The 20,500-nt window shown below is 55.9% G+C and carries 17 protein-coding genes; 7 read left to right on the forward strand and 10 right to left on the reverse strand.

What is annotated here, in order from left to right; genetic code table 11:
• Nucleotides 1–39 precede the first annotated feature (39 nt).
• The 8 genes from LD28_RS0114095 to rfaD form a co-directional block, all read right to left on the reverse strand.
• A complete protein-coding gene (locus LD28_RS0114095) occupies nt 40–1,239 on the reverse strand; it encodes a 3-deoxy-D-manno-octulosonic acid transferase (RefSeq protein WP_081959583.1) in 1,200 nt (399 codons plus the stop codon).
• Between the two features lie 135 nt (nt 1,240–1,374).
• A complete protein-coding gene (locus LD28_RS0114100; RefSeq protein ID WP_033137591.1) occupies nt 1,375–2,472 on the reverse strand; it encodes a glycosyltransferase family 9 protein in 1,098 nt (365 codons plus the stop codon).
• Between the two features lie 28 nt (nt 2,473–2,500).
• The gene (locus tag LD28_RS0114105) at nt 2,501–3,517 is read right to left on the reverse strand and encodes a glycosyltransferase family 9 protein (RefSeq protein WP_033137592.1); all 1,017 of its coding nucleotides are present in this window, start codon (nt 3,515–3,517) and stop codon (nt 2,501–2,503) included.
• 3 nt (nt 3,518–3,520) lie between these two features.
• Complete coding sequence (locus LD28_RS0114110) at nt 3,521–4,234, reverse strand: glycosyltransferase family 25 protein (RefSeq protein WP_241462300.1); 714 nt, start codon at nt 4,232–4,234, stop codon at nt 3,521–3,523.
• Between the two features lie 40 nt (nt 4,235–4,274).
• Nucleotides 4,275–5,366, reverse strand: a complete 1,092-nt coding sequence (locus tag LD28_RS0114115) for a glycosyltransferase (RefSeq protein WP_033137593.1) — start codon at nt 5,364–5,366, stop codon at nt 4,275–4,277.
• On the reverse strand, nt 5,363–6,568 hold the full coding sequence (locus LD28_RS0114120) for an O-antigen ligase family protein (RefSeq protein ID WP_033137594.1): 1,206 nt from the start codon (nt 6,566–6,568) through the stop codon (nt 5,363–5,365). Before LD28_RS0114120 ends, LD28_RS0114115 begins: the two co-directional genes overlap by 4 nt.
• Nucleotides 6,569–6,574: 6 nt before the next feature.
• Nucleotides 6,575–8,338 (reverse strand): bifunctional glycosyltransferase family 4 protein/polysaccharide deacetylase, encoded by a 1,764-nt coding sequence (locus LD28_RS0114125; RefSeq protein ID WP_033137595.1) that lies wholly within the window; start codon nt 8,336–8,338, stop codon nt 6,575–6,577.
• Between the two features lie 118 nt (nt 8,339–8,456).
• A complete protein-coding gene (rfaD, locus tag LD28_RS0114130; RefSeq protein ID WP_005342488.1) occupies nt 8,457–9,413 on the reverse strand; it encodes an ADP-glyceromanno-heptose 6-epimerase in 957 nt (318 codons plus the stop codon).
• Nucleotides 9,414–9,571: 158 nt separating this feature from the next.
• On the opposite strand from rfaD, the gene LD28_RS0114135 reads away from it, so the two are divergent.
• From LD28_RS0114135 to LD28_RS0114155, 5 genes are all read left to right on the forward strand, one after another.
• Nucleotides 9,572–10,216 (forward strand): TetR/AcrR family transcriptional regulator, encoded by a 645-nt coding sequence (locus LD28_RS0114135; protein WP_033137596.1) that lies wholly within the window; start codon nt 9,572–9,574, stop codon nt 10,214–10,216.
• Nucleotides 10,217–10,331: 115 nt separating this feature from the next.
• Nucleotides 10,332–11,522, forward strand: a complete 1,191-nt coding sequence (locus tag LD28_RS0114140) for a glycine C-acetyltransferase (protein WP_033137597.1) — start codon at nt 10,332–10,334, stop codon at nt 11,520–11,522.
• Between the two features lie 56 nt (nt 11,523–11,578).
• Nucleotides 11,579–12,607: an L-threonine 3-dehydrogenase gene (gene tdh, locus LD28_RS0114145; protein ID WP_033137598.1), complete on the forward strand. Its 1,029-nt coding sequence runs from the start codon at nt 11,579–11,581 to the stop codon at nt 12,605–12,607.
• Nucleotides 12,608–12,804: 197 nt separating this feature from the next.
• A complete protein-coding gene (locus tag LD28_RS0114150; RefSeq protein ID WP_033137599.1) occupies nt 12,805–13,260 on the forward strand; it encodes a c-type cytochrome in 456 nt (151 codons plus the stop codon).
• An 84-nt stretch (nt 13,261–13,344) separates the two neighbouring features.
• Nucleotides 13,345–15,621: a putative bifunctional diguanylate cyclase/phosphodiesterase gene (locus LD28_RS0114155; RefSeq protein ID WP_033137600.1), complete on the forward strand. Its 2,277-nt coding sequence runs from the start codon at nt 13,345–13,347 to the stop codon at nt 15,619–15,621.
• A 2-nt stretch (nt 15,622–15,623) separates the two neighbouring features.
• Here the strand turns inward: LD28_RS0114155 and rep are convergent, their stop codons facing one another.
• Nucleotides 15,624–17,636 carry a DNA helicase Rep gene (gene rep, locus LD28_RS0114160; RefSeq protein ID WP_033137601.1) on the reverse strand — a complete coding sequence of 671 codons (2,013 nt, stop codon included), beginning with the start codon at nt 17,634–17,636 and terminating at the stop codon, nt 15,624–15,626.
• Nucleotides 17,637–17,817: 181 nt separating this feature from the next.
• Here rep and LD28_RS0114165 point away from each other — a divergent pair, with 181 nt between their 5' ends.
• Together LD28_RS0114165 and LD28_RS0114170 are read left to right on the forward strand one after the other, a co-directional pair.
• Complete coding sequence (locus LD28_RS0114165; protein WP_033137602.1) at nt 17,818–19,038, forward strand: SufS family cysteine desulfurase; 1,221 nt, start codon at nt 17,818–17,820, stop codon at nt 19,036–19,038.
• A 13-nt stretch (nt 19,039–19,051) separates the two neighbouring features.
• On the forward strand, nt 19,052–19,486 hold the full coding sequence (locus tag LD28_RS0114170; RefSeq protein WP_033137603.1) for a SufE family protein: 435 nt from the start codon (nt 19,052–19,054) through the stop codon (nt 19,484–19,486).
• A 21-nt stretch (nt 19,487–19,507) separates the two neighbouring features.
• Here LD28_RS0114170 and tcdA read toward each other — a convergent pair whose 3' ends face one another.
• On the reverse strand, nt 19,508–20,344 hold the full coding sequence (gene tcdA / locus LD28_RS0114175) for a tRNA cyclic N6-threonylcarbamoyladenosine(37) synthase TcdA (protein WP_033137604.1): 837 nt from the start codon (nt 20,342–20,344) through the stop codon (nt 19,508–19,510).
• Nucleotides 20,345–20,500 lie beyond the last annotated feature (156 nt).

Consider the following 20,500-nt stretch of genomic DNA (forward strand, 5'->3'; position numbering starts at 1 on the left):
TGCTCCCCCAAGATCAGGGGAGCAGGCTGTTGATGAGAGTTACTGCCCGGGTTGCAGCTTCATCTCTTGCAGATACTCCTGCACCTGCAGCTTGTAGTCCGCCTGATAGGAGAACTTGGTGCTGTCACTCGCCGCAATCAGGTTGACCGCCGTACAGAACAGCGTGGCCGCCAGCAGCCCCTTGCCAACCCACTGCGGATAACGGCGACTCCAGCGCACCAGCAGCAACAGGATCGGGAACAGGGCATAGGGGAAAATCAGCATCAGGTGCCAGTAGTTGAAGATGATCGGCGAGAGCGCCGCACTCACCAGCACCGCCAGCACTGCCGCCAGTGCATAGAGGCCGAGCCAGCTCTCGCCATCCACTGGCGCACGATCACTGCGCAGCAGACGCGGTTTGAGTTCACGCCATAGCTGCCAGTTGGCCTTGGCTGCCAGCAGCACAGTCGCCGAGCCCACCCCGTAGATCACCACCCGCCACAGCCAGACTGCCGCCAACTGCAGATACTCATGACCCGCCAGCCAGATGAACTGGGTGTCGTTGACCAGCTTGCTCGCAAACAACCAGGAGCCGTAGCGCAGCCAGTAGAGCACTGATTTCAGCACCGGATAGACATGCACCAGCCCCCAGCCGATGTAACGTTGACGCGCCTCAGGATCGACGTTCTGGGTGATGTGGCTGTTGCTCATCACTTCCATGGCGTAAGGGATCAGGGATGCACCGATCAACAGAGCAGCCACCACCACCCCGCTCCAGCTCACCTTGAGAATGCGGCGCCAGAACAGATAGGTGGACATTACCGCCAGCAGCGGCCAGGAGTAGTGCAACTGCATCGCCATGCCGATAGCCAGCAGGTGAACAATCATGTGCCAGAAGGAGGCCCGCTCACGCATATGCCAGGCCGACCAGCAGTGCATGGCCGAGAAGAGGAACAGATAGGAGGGGTTGTAGAGCAGGCTTTCGTACTGGAACCAGGGGTTGAGCCAGCAGAGCACCAGAAACAGCAGGCGCACCCTGTCATCAAACACCTGGCGGATCACCGCATCAAACAGCAGGAACCCGACCAGCCGCATCGCCAGCAGCAGCAGCATGGGTGCATAGGGAGAGTCCCACAGCAACAGCGGCCCACCGATCAGCCAGGCCGACAAGCTGCCCGGCACATTGCCCACCGCACTCGCCGCATTGCCATAACTGAGCCAGACCCCCTCATAAGCCCCCAGGTAACCCTTGTAGAGCATCTGGGTCTGGTCGCCAGTGAGGAGTTGCAACTGGAAGAAAATCAGGGAGATCAGCAGCCCCCCGCCAAGGCCCAGATAAAACAAGCCGTTGGCTCCGCTCCTCTTTTGTAATTCGTTCAATCCCTGTGGCTCCTGTTATGTAGGGTTCTTGTTATTGATCGAGGCAATCCATCTGGAGAAGGTCTGCTCGAACTCGTTCATATCCAGCGAATTGATATCCTGACTGGTCAGCGATTTGGAAAACAGCGTCATCGCATCACGGGTATTGGGGTGCCACTCAGCGTAGTTTTCACCTCCCCCGCCCAGATCCGGGTTATAGAGCCCCAGGATCGGCAAGTTCAGTCCTGCCGCAATATGTACGGTGGCGGTATCGACCGACACCAGACCAACCGAGTGACGCAACTGGGTAAAGAGCCCGCCGAGCGATGGTGCCTCTGGCGACAGCAGGATCCGTGCTGGCTCGCTGGCTTTATCGCGCAATGTGGCGACCTCCTGCTCCATCCCTGGCGGGAAAAGCAGGCAGAGGGTTTGCTGGCAATGGGCCAGCATCAGCTCCAGCATGCGGGCAATCATCTCCGGTCGCAGACGGCGGGCGCCACCGCTGCCATACGGGTTAAACGCGATCACCTGTTGCGCGGCAGGCCACCATGCTGCCAGATTTTGCTCCCACTCGGGACTATGGGGGATCACATATCGGGTATCGGGATCGCGAATCCCCATGCTGTCCAGCAGCGCCGCGAACTTGTCGGCAAAGTGGCGTCCGGCCGTGCGTTCGCCAAGCTTGATATCAATGGAAGCCAGCGCATCATCCATGCCCGCAATGTGGCAGGCATCGACCTGATTCAAAAAGTAGATATCTTTCATCTTCAGCGACTTGCCAAGATGGACCAGATATCCGACCCGCCCCAGAGAGTGCGCCAGCGCTTTCAGCTCGCCATAAGCCGGACGCTTGGGTACCTCGATGACTCGATCTGCTCCCAGATGATCGCGAAATAGCGGGGCCATGGCATGAGTCGTCACGACCCACACTTCCCGCTCTGGCTGGGCCCGGCGGATTTCCCGTGCAACCCAGGAGGAGACGATGGCATCACCCAGCTTGGCATCCCAACGAAGCAGCACCACCTTGCCACAGCCATCGTCAGCCGGACGACTGCGCGCCCGGTCAAACAACCAGCGGCCCAACCGGCGACGCAATACATCGCGCGCCAGTTGCAGCTCATTAATCAGTCCCATGGAGACCTCGGAATGCAAACAAAGGGGATCAGGATACCAGCATGCTGTTGAGGGCGGCACTCACTTCGGCCACCTTCAGGGTCGCGAGGCTCTCTCCCGGGGCTCTCACCAGCTGATGGGAACCATAAAGAGGAATAAAAGCATCGCGCCACGGCTCGCTGTTCATCAGGATCAGGGTGGGAACCTCGTAGGAAGCAGCGATGTGGATGATCGAGGTATCGGTGGATAATACAGCGCAGGCATCGCGGATCAGCGTCGCTGAATCCAGAATCGAATCCGGATAGATGGCGGTGAGATCCGGTCGGGCAACAGCCAGTGGTTCGCGACTAAACAGCAGATAGCGAAGATTGTCCTGAGCAGGCAGAGCCCGCAGCAACTCACCTTGCAGCTCACGGCCAATGGTGTTGCCACGCTGGCTGCCAGCCAGATTGACGATCACATAACGCCCAAAACTGCGGGTCTCATAAGCGGGATTGCAAGGGCAGGGAATATTGGTTGCTGAGGTTTCACCCTCAGCAATAGCCAGCATCCTGTTGACGAAGTGAGGTTCGCAAGCGGCCGCCACTTCACGAGCTCTCAGCCGGAAATCGGGCAGCAATCTCTGCTGATTGTCGCTTTTGCGTCGCAGCGGCAAAGAGACCAGACGACCATTGGCAACAAACAACATCTTGGCCATCGCCAGTTCGTCCGGCTCATCGAAGAGATTGATCACCAGATCAAACTGTCGTGCCTTCAATGCTCGCAACTGACGCCAACCGTCTGCATCCCACAGACGATCGTTCAGCGTAACGGGATGGCAGGCCACCACTCCGTCCACGGTACGAGCCAAGGTTGCATTGCGCGGGCTGCACAGCAGCTCAACGGCGGCTTCTGGATAACGCCGTTTCAGGGCATCCAGTGCTGGCAGTGACAGCACAAAATCGCCGATGGCATCGAAACAGATAACGAGCAGAGAGCTGACTGGCTCTTCAATCTTCTTCGCCGCAGGCTGGGCACAAAGCAGGTGGCGAGCAAACCGGGACTTGGCAAATTTCTGTAGATTCATGCTCTATTCGCCCTGTATCGGCGTCTTGTCGTCACCGCTCTGCTCGAGATAGTGACCATAGGCACGATCGTCAATCGTGGTGGTGAACAGATCGACATCAAGGCAGCAAGGTTCAACACCAGATGCACTCGCGCCCGTCAGCTGCAAGAGGCCAGTCAGGTAGTCCGCCGGCATCCGCACCGGATAGGCCTTGGCCAATAACTTGTTGGCCCCTTCCAGTGTCAATATGTAACCGGCAGCAGACAACACCGCACGCTTGGAACCTTTACTGGGCGTCCTGTATTTGGCAAGTCTGTAACCCTCTGGCAAAGCTCGCAGAAGAGGCCACTTTTTAGCCTTGCCATGGTGCAGGAAGACAATGTCGGAATGATTGCAGGAGGCTATCTTTTCAACGATTTTCTTGAAGTGCATGTGCAAGTAAGCATCATCTTCCAGAATGACACAACGCTCGATTCCCTTTGCAACCATCATCTCGTAAAGCTTGATATGGCTAAGTGCACAGCCGATCTCGCCAGGGCTCAGTTCATGTCCGGAAAAGGCCTTGGCTTCAACCATATCAACCAGTCCGACATCTCCTTCCGTCAAATTACGGCCATCAATGGCATCAAAAAAGCTGAACTCAATGCCTAGATGCTTCATCTGCTTGTGTGCCATCTCTCGACGTTCGGCACTGCGGGAAAGACTGATGACAAAAACTGGGATCATGTTATCTACCATCCAAACCCCCTCATGCATCGAGCAAGGGGGATAATATTGTTTATAAAAGCTCTCGCAACATATTATCAAATTCTCTCAAGACACTCTCGTCTGAATATTTAGCAAGATCAATATTTGATAATTTCGGGGGAGGATTGAGCAGAGCATCAGTCAATGCAGGAACATCACCCATAGGCACCAAAGCACCTAACCGCCCACGCTCAAGGACCTCACTGGGGCCAACAGGGCAATCAGTAGAAATAACCCGCCCACATAGCAATAATGCCTCAACCAATACCAATCCAAACCCCTCCCCTCGGGAACTCAGCACGAAGGTATCAGCATGCTTCATCCATACGTAAGGATTTGCTTTAAGGCCGATAAAATGGACTCTATCATGCAAATGCAGGTTTGCAGCTACCGATTCCAGATAGCTCCTATCTGGGCCATCACCGATGATAACAAGTTTTTTATTTACCCCCTTATACAATGCTTTGGCATAAGCTTGGAGCAACCCCTCAATATCCTTGGTCTGTTCATCCAAGCGAGATACGCTCAAAATATATTCTTCCTGCAGCAATTTTTTTTCTACCGAATAGCACTCTTTATATTTCTCAGCCTGACTAGAAATATGTGCAAAATTGAAAGGGTTATATAAAACGCGAACCTTTTCCAACCACCCTACCTGTTCGTGCTGAAGCTCTGCCAGCATATCTTGGCAAATAAGGATAATCCTATCATAATTTTCACACCGCTTTCGCATATGCCGCTTACGGCCCTCAAGGTTATAAAAGCTTGAGTGCAGCCACATAATTTTAGGTTTGTTACATCGATTCAGGCACTTGAAAAAGTCACCATCTAGGAAATCAACAACTACGTCACTATCTTCAATCAGCCCATTAATTACTTGCCGTCTTCTAAATGAAGAAAATAACTTCGTTGCAAACGAGCCCCCTTTCTTCAAATCAAGATTAACTATCGTTGCAAAGGTAGCAGCATCCTGGGCAAGAACATATTTACTGCTATCCTCATTGGTAGCAATTGTAATATGATAATCCCCACTAGACGTCAAACCTTTTACATAGGCAAGGAGTACTTTCTCTGCCCCCCCCATACCCAGTGAGTGAATAAAAAACAGAATGCGTTTAGTCATGAGGAAACCATTTCAATAGCTTTATTTTCATTAATAAAACAAATAAAAAACAATGAAATAAGATAAATGTAAAGTGAATTTTGATGTTCTATCGGGACGTCTGTCAGTGCACAGATAAATATACCCAATGTGACGATAAACCCGACGGACATCAAATTGGACTTCTGCCAGAAAAACACCATGGGGTAAACTAAAATAGCAAACGCAGCAATCAATCCCAGCACACCACGCACAACCATATTTTGCATAAATTGATTATGTGCATGGTACATGCCGTAATTGACATAATAGCTATCCACAATACCATCCAGTAACTGCTGCTGTTGGATGGTTTTAAATCCATCCAGCCCCACACCTAACAATGGATATTCTACAAATCCAGCCCATGCACTACGCCATGCCATTAATCTTAACCCCCACGATGAGGTGTAATTATTACTCTCCATCATGTTGACTTCAGAGATACTCTCGTGAATACGAACCCTTAATATATCACTTTCGTAATAAACAACGGCTAACAAACAAGAGAGTATTAAAAGCCAGATAAAGTATTTTACTGGATTTTTTATCGCCTTTATAAAAATAAAATAAATAACTACAACTGTTAGGGCTAGCCATACACCACGACTTTGAGATAGATATATAGCCGATATAGCAAAAATGGAACTAATAAAATAACCATATTTAGTCAAATTTCTTGATGACTCTTGAGCAAAAAAAACGTTTAATATTGCAAGTATCAGTGCACCCTGAGCAAACAGTATGGCATTGGTGAATCCTTCAACCCTAAGCATTCCACTATGGAACTGCCAAATTGAGAGAAAACCTATAGCAATTCCGCCACAAAATGCACCAAGCTTAAATGCCTCAACCAGCACACGTTCCCTTGGCATTACAAGAAAAAAAACTAACACATATAACGAGTTTCGAATAATCCAACTGTCATCATCGTGCACTAATCGGCTGATACTGATTGCCACGATATAAGTCAACACACACATGTATAGTTTTTTTTCTGTCAAACCACAACTATCGCCCCTACCAACAAAAAAATTAAAAACACCAACAAATGATGATAAAACAAGTAAATTTGAGAGGTAATGTTGACCAGAGGGGACAATAAATAGTCCACACAGCGTAAAAAATAGAGTGACCGAATACAGAGCAATTCCAATTCGATGGCTGTATCTTGCGGCTATCATATGTTGTTATGCTTTCCTGAAAACATAATTCCCACGAATTTTACGCCACAGCCCGAACACATCAGTGCGGGGGAAGATGGCAATCCGGCGAATCTGGTGGGGGTCCTGATGCATTGCTTTGGGGCCACTGTTGGTTGCAACGGCAAAACGATAGCCTGCGGCGATGGCCTGCTTCTTGGCACTGTCGTTCATATCTCCATAAGGGTAGGCAAACGAGAGCAACGGATGGCCAAGCAGGGCCTCCAGTTGGCGTTTATTCTCCTGAATTTCATGGGCTTGTTGCTCGGGTGAGAGCTGACTCAAGCGGGGATGGGTCAGGGTATGACCACCGATCTCCACATGACCGCTGGCGGCCAGCGCTTTGACCTGGTCACCACTCATTAGCGAAACTTTGGTATCCGGATTGGTCGGATGTTCCACATCCCAACGGTTATAGCCTTCACCGGTGACCACGTATACCACTGCTTTGTAACCATATTTTTCCAGCAGCGGCAGCATGCGGGTCAGGTTGTCCTGATAACCGTCATCGGCGGTGATCATCAGGTACTTCTTGCCATATTGCAGACGGTGGATAAAGCCTTTGTCAGCCAGATCACGGAACGTCAGGGTTTCGTAGCCGAGCCACTTCATCAGGCGCAGATGCTTCTCGAACATGGCGATCGGCATCCAGGTGCCGTGCACCCCTTTCTCGCTATCCTGCTCGATAAAGCGGTGGTACATGATGACCGGCATTTCACGGCGCAGAGTTTCCACCACCGCATCCTGATAGATGGACTCGAGACCAGAGACCACACCTTGCAGGTCATACTCCTGCAACACGCGCTGGCGAATGGTATCCGCGACGCCTTTGCTTGCCAGTGCGTTGACAACGTCGCCCTTGAGTTTAGCGAAGTCGATAGCCAGATCCTTGGGCCCAATGTCACCGAAGTTGCTGGCCAGCGCCTCATCCAGATTCTGTTCAGTCACCAGACCGATGGCCTTGGCTTCACCGATGGCAAAGGCGGGACGGCCGCAGAGCAGTGCTTCCATCGCCACCCGACCCGCGCCGATCACCAGATCGCTACTCGCCAGCAGAGCAGGCACATCATCGACATAACCAACAAACTCGGCACGGCCTTCGAAACGGGCAAAGCGCTCCGGCACCTTGGTACCGCTGACAATCCGCACCCGACAAGTATCAAGATCAAGCACTTCGTCGAGCAGGCGGTAACAGAGCTCCCCTTTGGGGCCACTCAGGCGACCGATGATGGCGATTACCGGCTTGGGGTTGTCCGGCGCAGGCACAGGCTGGAATTTGTCGGTTTCGATACCGTTGCGCAGCACCTGCACGATCGCAGGGTCGACCCCCAGACTGTCGACAATCTGATGGGCAATATCCTCACAAACGGCAACCGCCCGATAGCCGAGTGCATGGAAAGCCTTGCGCGAGGCGTGTACCGGCTGGCGGCCATGGACCGTGGTGATCATCGGAGTTCCGGTCAGTTTGCAGGCGACATAGCTGCTCCAGCCGGAGGCGCGGGAGTGAGCATGCACCAACTGGATATGGTGCTTCTTGATGAGATAGATGAGGTAAAAGACGTGCCAGAAGCGGCGCAGGATGCTGCGCTTGTTGAATCTCAGCGTGAAGACAGGACCAAGGGTCGGTTTGGTCAGGGTATCTGACACATAAAAGACGTTGTGACCACGCCGGGTCAGTTCGTTACCGACCGTGGTGGCATAGACCTCAGCTCCCGTTACCTCGAGCTGGGAGAGTGCCATCAATACATTCATCGCGCGGTTACCCGGTAGAAAAGAGAGAAACAGCAAACAGCCATAGATGCCAGAAACCGGAAGCAGGCGAGTGCCCACTTCCGGTTTTGCGCTCAAACTGCCGCGTTATGCTCACCCGTTAGCGGTTGAGCCAGGCCATGTAATCCGCAACCCCTTCGGCCACGGTTTTGAACTCGGCGTCATAACCCACGCTGCGCAGCTTGGTCATGTCAGCCTGGGTGAAGCTCTGGTAACGACCCTTGAGGTGATCCGGGAAGGGGATGTACTCGATGGCACCCTTCTGATGATGCTTAATCACCGCTTCGGCCACATTCTGGAACGGCTCGGCACGGCCGGTACCGCAGTTGAAGATGCCGGAGTGCTGCGGGTTCTGCCAGAACCAGAGGTTTACCTTGCAGACGTCGTCAATATAGATGAAGTCACGCATCTGACCACCGTTCGGGAAGCCATCGCAACCTTCGAACAGCTTGGGATTCTCGCCCTTCTTCACCTGGGTATTGAGGTGGAAGGCGACGGAAGCCATGGAACCTTTGTGCTGCTCACGCGGACCGTAGACGTTGAAGTACTTGAGGCCAACGACCTGAGAGTTGATCTCGGGGATCCAGCGGCGCACGTACTGGTCAAACAGCTGCTTGGAGTAGCCGTAGACGTTGAGCGGCTGTTCAAACTTGGGATCTTCGATGAAGTTGTCGTTGCGGCCACCGTAGGTCGCGGCAGAGGAGGCGTAAATGAACGGAATTTCACGCTCGATGCAGTAGTGGAACAGATCCTTGGAGTACTCGTAGTTGACCTCCATGATGAACTTGCCGTTCCACTCGGTGGTCGCAGAGCAGGCGCCTTCATGGAAGATCACCTCGATGCCGTTGTCCCACTCTTCAAACTCGTCGCCGGAGACGATGCGCGCCTGGAACTCGTCTTTGTCCATGTAGTCAGCGATGGTCAGATCGACCAGGTTGACGAACTTGGTGCCGTCGGTCAGGTCATCAATGACCACGATATCGGTCCGTCCTTGAGCGTTCAGCTGCTTGACCAGATTGCTGCCGATAAAGCCAGCACCGCCAGTTACTACGATCATGGAGTTTGCCTCTCGTACGTTGATGGCTACATGTGACTGCTTGTTAAAGCTGTGTATAGTGAGCCAATTTGAAATTGCCGAAAAGTTTATCACGGGCCGTCCGGGGATTCGACCTTGTTCAAAACTGCCCCGAGCGGAACCTGTTGGAGGAATGAGTGATGAAAACCAGAGACAGGATCATCCACAGCGCAACCGAGCTGTTCAACGATCAGGGTGAACGCAACATCACCACCAACCATATTGCGGCACACATGGGCATCAGCCCGGGCAACCTCTATTACCACTTCCGCAATAAAGAAGACATCATCCACTCCATCTTCGACCAGTATGCCCGCCACCTGAGCGAGAGCTTCGTACCCGCTCGCAACCGCGAGATCACCCTGCAAGATCTGATGGGCTATCTGGATGCCATCTTCTATCTGATGTGGCAGTTCCGCTTCTTCTACGCCAATCTGCCGGACATCCTGAGCCGCGACGAGCCGCTGCAACAGAAGTACCTCAAGGCCCAGGAGCAGATGCGTTCTTCCGTGGTGGCGCTGCTCAGAAGCCTGCGCGAAGGGGGCATCATCGATGTCAGCGATGAAGACCTGCCGGATCTGGGCCAGACCATCAAGATGGTGGTGACCTGCTGGATCCCGTTCCAGATTGCCCAAGCCCCCAACACCCGCATCACCAAGCCACTGCTCTATCAGGGGGTGTTAAAGGTGCTGTTCCTGCTGCGCCCCTATGTGCAACCCCAGGTGGCCGGGCAGATCCGCCAGCTGGAGCAACACTACCGCCAGCTGGCCCAACCAGCAGGGTGAGATCTGTTTCACATTTGTTGAATATCAGCACAATCATTTGATTTTACCGCAACAGATTGCAGTAAAATGTTGCCCTCTGTTGATACGCAGCTGAAATAGCCAATAAGGATCGAGGATGTCTAACGGATTCTATCGTCACCTGACCGAGCAACTGAACCAGGTGCAAGCTGAAGGGTTGTACAAGCAGGAGCGCATCATCACCTCCGCCCAGCAGGCCAGCATCGCCGTCGGCGGTGAGCAGGTACTGAACTTCTGTGCCAACAACTATCTGGGGCTGGCCAACCACCCGGAACTGATCGCCGCCGCCCATCAGGGGCTCGACAGCCACGGCTTCGGCATGGCCTCGGTGCGCTTCATCTGCGGCACCCAGGACCAGCATAAAGAGCTGGAGCAGAAGATGTCCGCCTTCCTCGGCACCGAGGACACCATCCTCTACTCCTCCTGCTTCGATGCCAATGGCGGTCTGTTCGAGACCCTGTTCGGCGCCGAAGATGCCATCATCTCCGATGCCCTCAACCACGCCTCCATCATCGATGGCGTGCGGCTGTGCAAGGCCAAGCGCTATCGCTACGCCAACAACGACATGGCCGAACTGGAAGCCCAGCTGAAACAGGCAGATGCCGATGGCGCCCGCTTCAAGCTGATCGCCACCGACGGTGTCTTCTCCATGGATGGCGTCATCGCCGACCTCAAATCCATCTGTGACCTGGCGGATAAATACGATGCGCTGGTGATGGTGGATGACTCCCACGCCGTCGGCTTTATCGGTGAAAACGGTCGGGGCACCCACGAATATTGCGGCGTGCTGGATCGGGTCGACATCATCACCGGCACCCTGGGCAAGGCGCTCGGCGGCGCGTCTGGCGGCTATACCTCCGGCAAGAAAGAGGTGATCGACTGGCTGCGTCAGCGCTCCCGCCCCTACCTCTTCTCCAACTCGCTGGCCCCCTCCATAGTCTCTGCCACCATCAAGGTGATCGACATGCTGGCCGAAGGACACGACCTGCGCGCCCGCCTGAAAGAGAACAGCCGTTACTTCCGCGAGCGGATGAGTGCCGCCGGCTTCACTCTGGCGGGTGCCGACCACGCCATCATTCCGGTGATGCTGGGGGATGCCAAACTGGCCTCCGAAATGGCGAGCCGCATGCTGGCTGCCGGCATCTATGTGGTGGGTTTCTCCTTCCCGGTGGTGCCCAAGGGTCAGGCGCGCATTCGCACCCAGATGTCTGCTGCCCACACCCGCGAGCAGCTGGACAAGGCGATCGACGCCTTCATCCGCATCGGCCGTGAACTCGGCGTTATCTGATTTGAATCAAGGGGCCCGGAGCCCCTTTCTTCTGCATTCATATTGAAGGAACAGCCATGAAAGCACTCTCCAAGCTGCACAAAGAGGTCGGTATCTGGATGACGGATGTACCGGCCCCCGAGCTCGGCCACAACGACCTGCTGATCAAGATCCGCAAAACCGCCATCTGCGGCACCGATATCCATATCTACAACTGGGACGAGTGGTCACAAAAGACCATTCCGGTGCCCATGGTGGTCGGCCACGAATATGTCGGCGAAGTGGTCGCCATCGGTCAGGAGGTGCGCGGCTTCGCCATCGGCGATCGGGTCTCCGGCGAAGGGCACATCACCTGCGGTCACTGCCGCAACTGCCGCGCCGGGCGCACCCACCTCTGCCGCAACACCATTGGTGTTGGCGTCAACCGTCCGGGTGCCTTTGCCGAATATCTGGTGATCCCCGCGTTCAACGCCTTCAAGCTGCCGGACAACATCCCGGACGAGCTGGCTGCCATCTTCGACCCGTTCGGCAATGCGGTGCACACCGCCCTCTCCTTCGATCTGGTGGGCGAGGATGTGCTCATCACAGGTGCTGGCCCTATCGGCATCATGGCTGCCGCAGTCTGCCGCCATGTGGGTGCGCGCCACGTGGTGATCACCGACGTCAATGAATACCGACTGGAGCTGGCCCGCAAGATGGGCGCCACCCGCGCAGTCAACGTCAGCAAAGAGAAGCTCGCCGACGTGATGAGCGAGCTGGGCATGACCGAAGGGTTCGACGTGGGGCTGGAGATGTCCGGCGTCCCGAGCGCCTTCCAGGAGATGCTCGACAAGATGAACCACGGCGGCAAGATCGCCATGCTCGGCATCCCCCCCTCGACTATGGCCATCGACTGGAACAAGGTGATCTTCAAGGGACTGTTTATCAAAGGGATCTATGGCCGCGAGATGTTCGAGACCTGGTACAAAATGGCCAGCCTGATCCAGTCAGGACTGGATCTCTCCCCCATCATTACCCACAGATTCCACATCGACGAATTCCAGCAAGGGTTCGATGCGATGCGCTCCGGCCACTCCGGCAAGGTGATCCTGAGCTGGGACAAATAAACCATTTCACCCCTTGGTTACCCGAAACCCGGCGAATGCCGGGTTTCTTTTTATCTCCACCGCCCGAATTGCCGTGATATCGCCCAAAACTTTGTACGCAGAGTGTTTAACACTTCACACACAAGCGTTTAAATGGCTGTAACTATTCGGTTATAATCCCGTCGTTTACAGGGATAATAAAAGACTGCTGGGAGTATATGAGCGTGTTGAAAAAACTGAGCTATTTGCTGGCTGTCGGGATGACGGCCGCCAGCTTGTCTGGGGCAGTGCTTGCTGCCGATGATATGTCACCGGAAGCCATTGCCGAGCGGATCAAACCAATCGGTCAGGTCTATACCGCCAAGGATCTGGAAGGTATTGTCGGTGCGGGCGCTGCGCCAGCTGCTGCTGCCTCTTCCGGCCCCCGCGATGGTGAGGCGGTGTTCAAGGGCGCCTGCTTTGCCTGTCATGACACCGGTGCAGCCGGAGCCCCCAAACGGGGTGACAAGGCCGCCTGGGAACCTCGTATCGCCCAGGGCATTGCAACCCTCAAAAAACATGCCATCGAAGGCTTTACCGGCAAGTCCGGCATGATGCCTCCGCGCGGCACTTGTGCGACCTGTAGTGATGAAGAGATTGAAAACGCCATCCACTACATGATCGATAAGCTGTAAGTATTTGAAAGGGCCGCAATTGCGGCCCTTTCAATCTATCGGCTTCCGACTACTCTTGTAAGGTAGACATCTCGGGAGTTGCTCATGTCGGCCCAATCCATCGAACCCCACTACTCAACTCCTTTGCTGGCGTTGGTCTCTGCCATTATGGACTTCCCGGCGCCACAAACAGCCACGCCTGAAGATTATGACGTGCTGATCCAGCAGATTGATCAGCTATGCCCACTGCAACATTTCGGCATGCTGGGCCTCTCTGATACCGGGTTGAACTGGCTCTACGCCTACAAGGTCAGTGACTCCTTCAAACAACAGCTGGGCCGGGAGCAATCCCGCATCACGGAACAACTCACCCAGCTTGATGAGACCGAGGGATGGTGTGTCTTCCCCATCGAACATGGCCAGGTGCAATGGTTGATGGCTCGCTGTGCTCCGACCGATCTGCCGACCCTGCGCCTGCTGCTGGAGTGTCTGGCCAAACGACTGACAGAAACCCAGGCGGGCTCCCATCTTACCGAGCTCCCCTCTCCCCTGATCCGCAAAGACCCGAACTGGAAGAAAAAGATAGAGAGCATCAGCCGCATCATGCGGCTGGCAAGCACACTGCCCAGTCAGGCGCTCTTTTCCCAGCTTGAAGCTGTGTTGCGTCAGATGCTGGCCATCAAGGATATGCTGCTGGTGCGCCTCAGCAGCCAGAAGCTGGAAACTATCTACCCCGCACAGCCCCATCAGAGCCATGAGTTCATCAGCGGGCTGTGTCATAGCACCAGCAATATCGAGATAAACAGAGATGGATTGCACTGGCACAGCCTGCCACTGCGGCTGCAACAACAATACTTCGCCCACTTCATCATCAGCACAGCCCTGCCGCTGGAAACTGACGACAAGCTGTTCCTCGACTTCCTGCGCGGTCAGCTCACCCTGCTGCTTGAACTAAAACGGATCCGCCAGCAACTCAGCGATATCAACACCGAAGATTCGATCAATCAGCGCCTGCAACAGCTGCGCCAGACCAACTTGCGACTGCAAAAACAGCTCAAGCAGCATCAGGAGCTGGAACGCAGGCTGCAGTTTGACGCCCTGCACGACCCACTGACCCAGTTGCCCAACCGCGCGCTGTTGATGAACCACCTCAACCACGCCATGACCCACTACAACCGCTACAAATCACCGGGATTTGCGGTGATTTTCATCGACGTGGATCACTTCAAGCAGATCAATGACACCCTGGGCCACAGCGCCGGGGATCAGCTGCTCAAAGAGGTGAGCCGCCGCCTGCAGACCTGCATCCGGCAAAACGATCTGGTAGCCAGACTGGGGGGGGACGAATTCGTTATCTATCTGGACAACAGCAAAACAGATGATGACATCAGCCCGGTACTCAACCGCATCATCAGCCGCCTCTCCTACCCATTCCGGTTGCTGGGCAACGAGCTGAGCATCACCGTCAGCCTGGGGGTATCGAGCGTCTCGGCGCAGACCACCGATATCAGCCAGCTGCTCCATCAGGCCGATCTGGCCATGTATCAGGCCAAGCGCAATGGGCGCAGCCGCATCGTCAGCTACTCGGAAGATTGCATCAACCAGAACTGGAACTCGCCGGAAGAGATGCTGGCCAGAGCCCTTAGGGAAGGACGGATCGTCCCCTATTTTCAGCCAGTGATCCGGCTACAGGATAGCCGTCTGACCGGGCTGGAGGTGATGGCCCGCTGGCTGACCGAAGAGGGCATTCTTAAGGATGCGTTCGACTTTATTCCGTTGGCAGAGCAGTGCGGTCTCATTCTGGAGCTGGATTACCAGATCCTGCGCCACACCTGCCAGCAGCTGAAAAACTGGCTGCCGATCTCCGGGCAGAGCAAGTTCAAAATCGCCATCAATCTCTCGGGCAAGCATCTGGTCAACCATGAACACATCATGCGGCTGATGGGGATCATCGAGGAGGAGGGGGTCGCCCCCAGCTATCTGATTTTTGAATTCAACGAACGGGAGCTGTCGCGGCAAGATTCCGATGCGCTGGCATCCCTGCATGACCTGAGGGCCAAGGGCATCCAGATCAGCCTCGATGATTTCGGCACCGGCTTCTCCTCCCTCAACGCCCTGTTCCACTTCCCGGTGGATTACATCAAGGTGGACGACAGCTTTACCCAGCGGATGCTGCAATCGCCCAAAGATTTGGCGCTGATCCGCGCCATGCGGGATATCTGTCAGGATCTCGATTACACCCTGGTGGTCGAGGGGATCGAGAACCAGCAGCAGTTGCAGAAGCTGATCGATATCGGCTGTCAAATGGGGCAAGGGCGCTATATCTCTCCCCCGATGCCGGGCACAGACATAGTGCCGCTGCTTACCCCGGCCAACCCGTAGCGTTAATCCTTCTTGAACAGCGCCCGCAGGTTGGCAACACCGACCTGCCCCTTCTGCTGGCGCTCCTCGGCGGTCACCTTCCTCTGGTTTTCCCATTCAAGGTCATCCTGCGGCAACTCCAGCAGGAAGCGGCTCGGCTCTGGCCGCACCGACTCGCCAAACTGACGTCGCTCCTTGCAGAGGGTAAAGGTCAGCTCGGTCTGGGCACGGGTGATACCCACGTAGGCAAGGCGCCGCTCCTCCTCCACATTGTCTTCATCGATGCTGGTCTGGTGGGGCAGCAAGCCCTCCTCCATCCCCACCATGTAGACATAGGGGAACTCCAACCCCTTGGAGGCATGCAGGGTCATCAACTGCACCTGATCCGCATCGTCTTCCCCCTCGTTACGCTCCATCATGTCGCGCAGGGTTAAGCGAGTGACCACCTGAGCCAGCGTCATCGACTCCTCCAGCTCATCCCCTTCCAGCATCTCTGTGATCCAGCGATAGAGGGTGGAGACGTTCTGCATCCGCATTTCGGCCGCTTTCGGGCTGGGAGAGGTCTCGTAGAGCCACTCTTCGTAGTGGATCTCCTTGATCATGTCCCGCACCGCCTCCACCGGATTGCCACGCAGCGCCTGATCGCCAAGGCGAACCAGCCAGTTGGTGAATGCCTGCAGGGCCACGAGGCCACGACCAGAGAGGTGCTGTTCCAGCCCCAGCTCGAAGCTGGCGGCAAACAGGCTCTTGCCGCGCTGGTTGGCGTATTGGCCCAGCTTCTCCAGCGTGGTGGGGCCAATCTCGCGGCGCGGCAAGTTGACCACCCGCAGGAAGGCGGTGTCCTCATCCGGATTCACCAGCAGCTTGAGGTAGGCCATGATGTCCTTGATCTCGGTGCGGGAGAAAAATGAGGTGCCGCCGGAGATACGGTAAGGAATCCGGTTGGTCATCAGCGCCTTCTCGAAGATGCGCGATTGATGGTTGCCCCGATAGAGGATGGCGTAATCCTTGAACCGGGTGCGGTTCATAAACTTGTGGCCCATCATCTCGGCGGCGATGCGCTCCGCTTCGTGCTCCTCGTTCTTGGCGAACAGCACCTTGAGCTTCACCCCCTCATCCAGTTCGGAGAAGAGCGCCTTGTCATAGACGTGCGGGTTGTTGGCGATCAGGATGTTGGCGCACTTGAGGATACGCCGCTTGGAGCGGTAGTTCTGCTCCAGCTTGATCAGCTTGAGGCTGGGGAAATCTTCGTTCAGCAGCACCAGATTCTGCGGCTTGGCACCGCGCCAGGAGTAGATGGACTGGTCATCATCCCCCACCACGGTAAAACGGGCCCGCTCGCCGACGATCTGCTTCACCAGCTCGTACTGGCTGGTGTTGGTGTCCTGATACTCATCGACCAGCAGGTAGCGGATCTTGTTCTGCCAGCGCTCGCGCACCTCCTGATTGCTCTTGAGCAGCAGGGTCGGCATCACGATGAGGTCGTCAAAATCCAGCGCGTTATAGGCCACCATCTGGCGGTGATAGCGCTCGTAGAGCTGGGCCATCAGCACCTCTTCCGGCCCGCGGGCGATACGCATGGCGCGGGCTGGCAGGATCAGGTCGTTCTTCCAGTTGGAGATCTGGCTGATAAGGGCCGAGAGCTTGTCCTTGTCGTTATCGAGCTCGTCTTCGGTGAGCTCCTTGAGCAGCGCCAGCTGGTCGGTGTCGTCGAACAGGGAGAAGTTCGCCTTGAGATTCAGGCTCTTGTGTTCACGGCGAATGATATCGAGACCGAGGGTATGGAAGGTGGAGACCATCAGCCCCCGCGCCTCCTTGCGACCCAGGGTCTGGCCAACACGCTCCTTCATCTCCCGTGCCGCCTTGTTGGTGAAGGTAACTGCGGCGATGTTGCGCGCGTTGTAACCACACTGCTGCACCAGATAGGCAATCTTGTTGGTGATGACGCGGGTCTTGCCCGATCCGGCACCCGCCAGCACCAGGCAAGGGCCGGATACATACTTGACCGCTTCGTTCTGATTGGGGTTGAGCTTCATGGGCCGGATCTCTTGGCTTATGATGAGGGGCGGCATTGTACCAGAAATCACCCGATGAGCCGTACCTGCTGCACGGCAGGCAACCGCCATTCCGGCTTATCGCGCCTTGTGTTCAGGCGCTATTTTCTGGATCATGGCCGACCTTTCGAGATGATGACTTTTTCCAGATGATGAGGGGAGCATGAATCAGCAACAGCATGACCGACTGCGTAGCCAGTTTCCGGCCTTGGCGCAGGAGGTAAACGGCCACCCTCTGGTCTATCTGGACAACGCCGCCACCACCCAGAAGCCGCAAGCGGTGCTGGATGCCATCGCTCACTACTATCGGGCCGACAATGCCAACGTGCACCGTGCCGCCCACGCCCTGAGTGGCCGCGCGACCCGCGCCTTCGAAGCAGCACGCGAAACGGTCGCCCGTTTTATCAATGCGCCCCGCAGCCAAGGGGTGATCTGGACCCGCGGCACCACGGAGGCGATCAATCTGGTGGCCCACAGCTGGGGGATGAGCGAGCTCAAGGCGGGGGACGAAATCATCCTCAGCACCCTGGAGCACCACGCTAATATCGTCCCGTGGCAGCTGGTCGCCCAGCGCACCGGCGCGGTGATTCGGGTCATCCCGCTCGATGAGCGAGGCGATCTCGATCTGGCCGCCTATCACACTATGCTGGGGCCACGCACCCGACTGGTGAGCGTGGCCCACGTCTCCAATGCCCTCGGTACCGTCAATCCAGTCAAAGAGATGGTGGCAGCGGCCAAGGCAGTCGGCGCCGTGACGCTGATCGATGGTGCCCAGGCGGTGGCCCATCTCGAGGTGGATGTACAAGCCATCGGCTGCGACTTCTACGCCTTCTCCGGCCACAAGCTCTATGGCCCGACCGGCATCGGTGTGTTGTGGGGCCACACCGAGCTATTGGAGCGGATGCCGCCCTGGCAAGCCGGTGGCGAGATGATCGATCGGGTCTGTTTCAGCGGCACCACCTTCAATACCCTGCCCTTCAAATTCGAGGCGGGCACCCCCCATATCGCTGGCGCTATTGGCCTCGCCGCCGCCATCGACTTTGTGATGGAGCAAGACCGGCAATGGCTCGCCAACCATGAACAGGCACTGACCGACTATCTGGTCGCAGGTCTGCAACAGGTGCCGGGGCTGCGTCTGATCGGCGAACCCGACCAGCGCGCCGGTGCGGTCTCTTTCTTGCTGGATGATATCCACCCGCAAGATGCCGCTACCTTGCTCGATATGCAGGGGATCGCCCTGCGAGTCGGCCATCACTGCGCCATGCCGCTGATGGAGTCGCTCGGGATCGGCGGCACGATGCGCGCCTCGCTGGCCTGCTACAACAATCGGGACGATGTCGACGCCCTGCTGGCCGCCCTGTACAAACTCAGTGACTTCTTCTAAGGCAGACAACCGAATGAGTGACCTCGCAAGCTATACCCAGATTGGCCTTGAGCCCAACGCCGACACCATCCGCCAGCAGTTTGCCGCCGCTCACGGCTGGGAGAATCAGTACCGGCTCATCATCCAGCTCGGCAAGCTGTTGCCCGCGCTACCCGGCGAATGGCAGCAGGAGGCATTCCGCCTCAAGGGGTGTGAAAGCCTGGCCTGGCTGAAGGGAGAGCAAAGTGAGGATGGCTGCTGGCATTTTGCCTGTGATTCCGATGCCCGCATCGTGCGGGGCCTTATCGTCATCGTGCTGGCGGCGCTCAACCACCAATCCGCAGCAGCGATCCAGGCTTTTGATATTGAAGGCTATTTCACCGAACTGGGGCTTGAGAAACACTTGAGCCCGTCACGAGGTAACGGGCTCAGAGCGATCGTGCTGGCGATCCGGGAGCAAGCAATCTAACCTGCCTTGTTCAGCGGTCGATTAGGCTTCGCTAATCGACCCGGCGTTTTCATTCCCGGCCTCTTTCTCGGCGCGGGCCCCCCGCTCGGCAATCTTCTTCAAGACCCGGGACGCAGCAACCAGCCCGAAAGTTGCCGTCACCGGCGTCACGGCGCCAAAGCCGGAGGCGCAATCCATCTTCATGGTGCCATCGCTGGCCGCCTTGGCCTGACAGGTGCCACCATTGCCATCCGGATAGCTCAGCTGCTCGGTTGAGAAGACACACTCCACCCCGAATTTGCGCGCCGGATTCTTGCTGAAGTTATGCAACCTGCGCAGGTCGGATCGCACCTTCGCAGCGAGCGGATCCTGAATGGTCTTGGCCAGATCCGCCACTGTGATTTGGGTCGGGTCCATCTGCCCGCCGGCACCACCCGCGACGATCACCGGGATCTTGTTGCGCTTGCAGAAGGCAATCAGCGCCACCTTGGCCTTGACTGAGTCGATGGCGTCCACCACATAGTCAAACTCCCGCTTGATATGCTCGGCCAGGTTATCAGCGGTGACGAAATCGTCCACCTCGATCACTTCGCAATCCGGGTTGATGGCGCGAATACGCTCGGCCATCACCTCGGTCTTGAGGCGACCGACCGTACCCTGCATGGCGTGGATCTGGCGATTGGTGTTGGTGATGCAGATATCATCCATGTCGATCAGGGTGATCTGGTTGATACCAGCACGGGCCAGCGCCTCTGCCGCCCAGGAGCCCACGCCACCGATCCCCACAACACAGACTTTCGCCTGGCTAAAGGAACGCAGTGCGCTCTGACCATAAAGACGGGCAATGCCCCCGAATCGCTGTAGATATTCTGCTTTCATACCACCACCTTGCTTGAGGGCGGCCATTATAACGACAACCACTGCCAGCGGCGATGACAGATCAGGAGAAAATTGAGGAGGAAAAACAGAGAAAATGGCAGGGAAGAGAGAATAAAAGGTCAATATTCAGGCAATTTGCTGATTTTCAGGCAATAA

The organism is Aeromonas finlandensis, assembly GCF_000764645.1.
Taxonomy (GTDB): Bacteria; Pseudomonadota; Gammaproteobacteria; order Enterobacterales; family Aeromonadaceae; genus Aeromonas; species Aeromonas finlandensis.

Coding starts and splice junctions, on each gene's coding strand:
- LD28_RS0114095 (WP_081959583.1), bottom strand. CDS start 1,239: ATGCTCTACAAGGGTTACCTGGGGGCTTATGAGGGGGTCTGGCTCAGT.
- LD28_RS0114100 (WP_033137591.1), bottom strand. CDS start 2,472: ATGGGACTGATTAATGAGCTGCAACTGGCGCGCGATGTATTGCGTCGC.
- LD28_RS0114105 (WP_033137592.1), bottom strand. CDS start 3,517: ATGAATCTACAGAAATTTGCCAAGTCCCGGTTTGCTCGCCACCTGCTT.
- LD28_RS0114110 (WP_241462300.1), bottom strand. CDS start 4,234: ATGGTAGATAACATGATCCCAGTTTTTGTCATCAGTCTTTCCCGCAGT.
- LD28_RS0114115 (WP_033137593.1), bottom strand. CDS start 5,366: ATGACTAAACGCATTCTGTTTTTTATTCACTCACTGGGTATGGGGGGG.
- LD28_RS0114120 (WP_033137594.1), bottom strand. CDS start 6,568: ATGATAGCCGCAAGATACAGCCATCGAATTGGAATTGCTCTGTATTCG.
- LD28_RS0114125 (WP_033137595.1), bottom strand. CDS start 8,338: ATGAATGTATTGATGGCACTCTCCCAGCTCGAGGTAACGGGAGCTGAG.
- rfaD (WP_005342488.1), bottom strand. CDS start 9,413: ATGATCGTAGTAACTGGCGGTGCTGGCTTTATCGGCAGCAATCTGGTC.
- LD28_RS0114135 (WP_033137596.1), top strand. CDS start 9,572: ATGAAAACCAGAGACAGGATCATCCACAGCGCAACCGAGCTGTTCAAC.
- LD28_RS0114140 (WP_033137597.1), top strand. CDS start 10,332: ATGTCTAACGGATTCTATCGTCACCTGACCGAGCAACTGAACCAGGTG.
- tdh (WP_033137598.1), top strand. CDS start 11,579: ATGAAAGCACTCTCCAAGCTGCACAAAGAGGTCGGTATCTGGATGACG.
- LD28_RS0114150 (WP_033137599.1), top strand. CDS start 12,805: ATGAGCGTGTTGAAAAAACTGAGCTATTTGCTGGCTGTCGGGATGACG.
- LD28_RS0114155 (WP_033137600.1), top strand. CDS start 13,345: ATGTCGGCCCAATCCATCGAACCCCACTACTCAACTCCTTTGCTGGCG.
- rep (WP_033137601.1), bottom strand. CDS start 17,636: ATGAAGCTCAACCCCAATCAGAACGAAGCGGTCAAGTATGTATCCGGC.
- LD28_RS0114165 (WP_033137602.1), top strand. CDS start 17,818: ATGAATCAGCAACAGCATGACCGACTGCGTAGCCAGTTTCCGGCCTTG.
- LD28_RS0114170 (WP_033137603.1), top strand. CDS start 19,052: ATGAGTGACCTCGCAAGCTATACCCAGATTGGCCTTGAGCCCAACGCC.
- tcdA (WP_033137604.1), bottom strand. CDS start 20,344: ATGAAAGCAGAATATCTACAGCGATTCGGGGGCATTGCCCGTCTTTAT.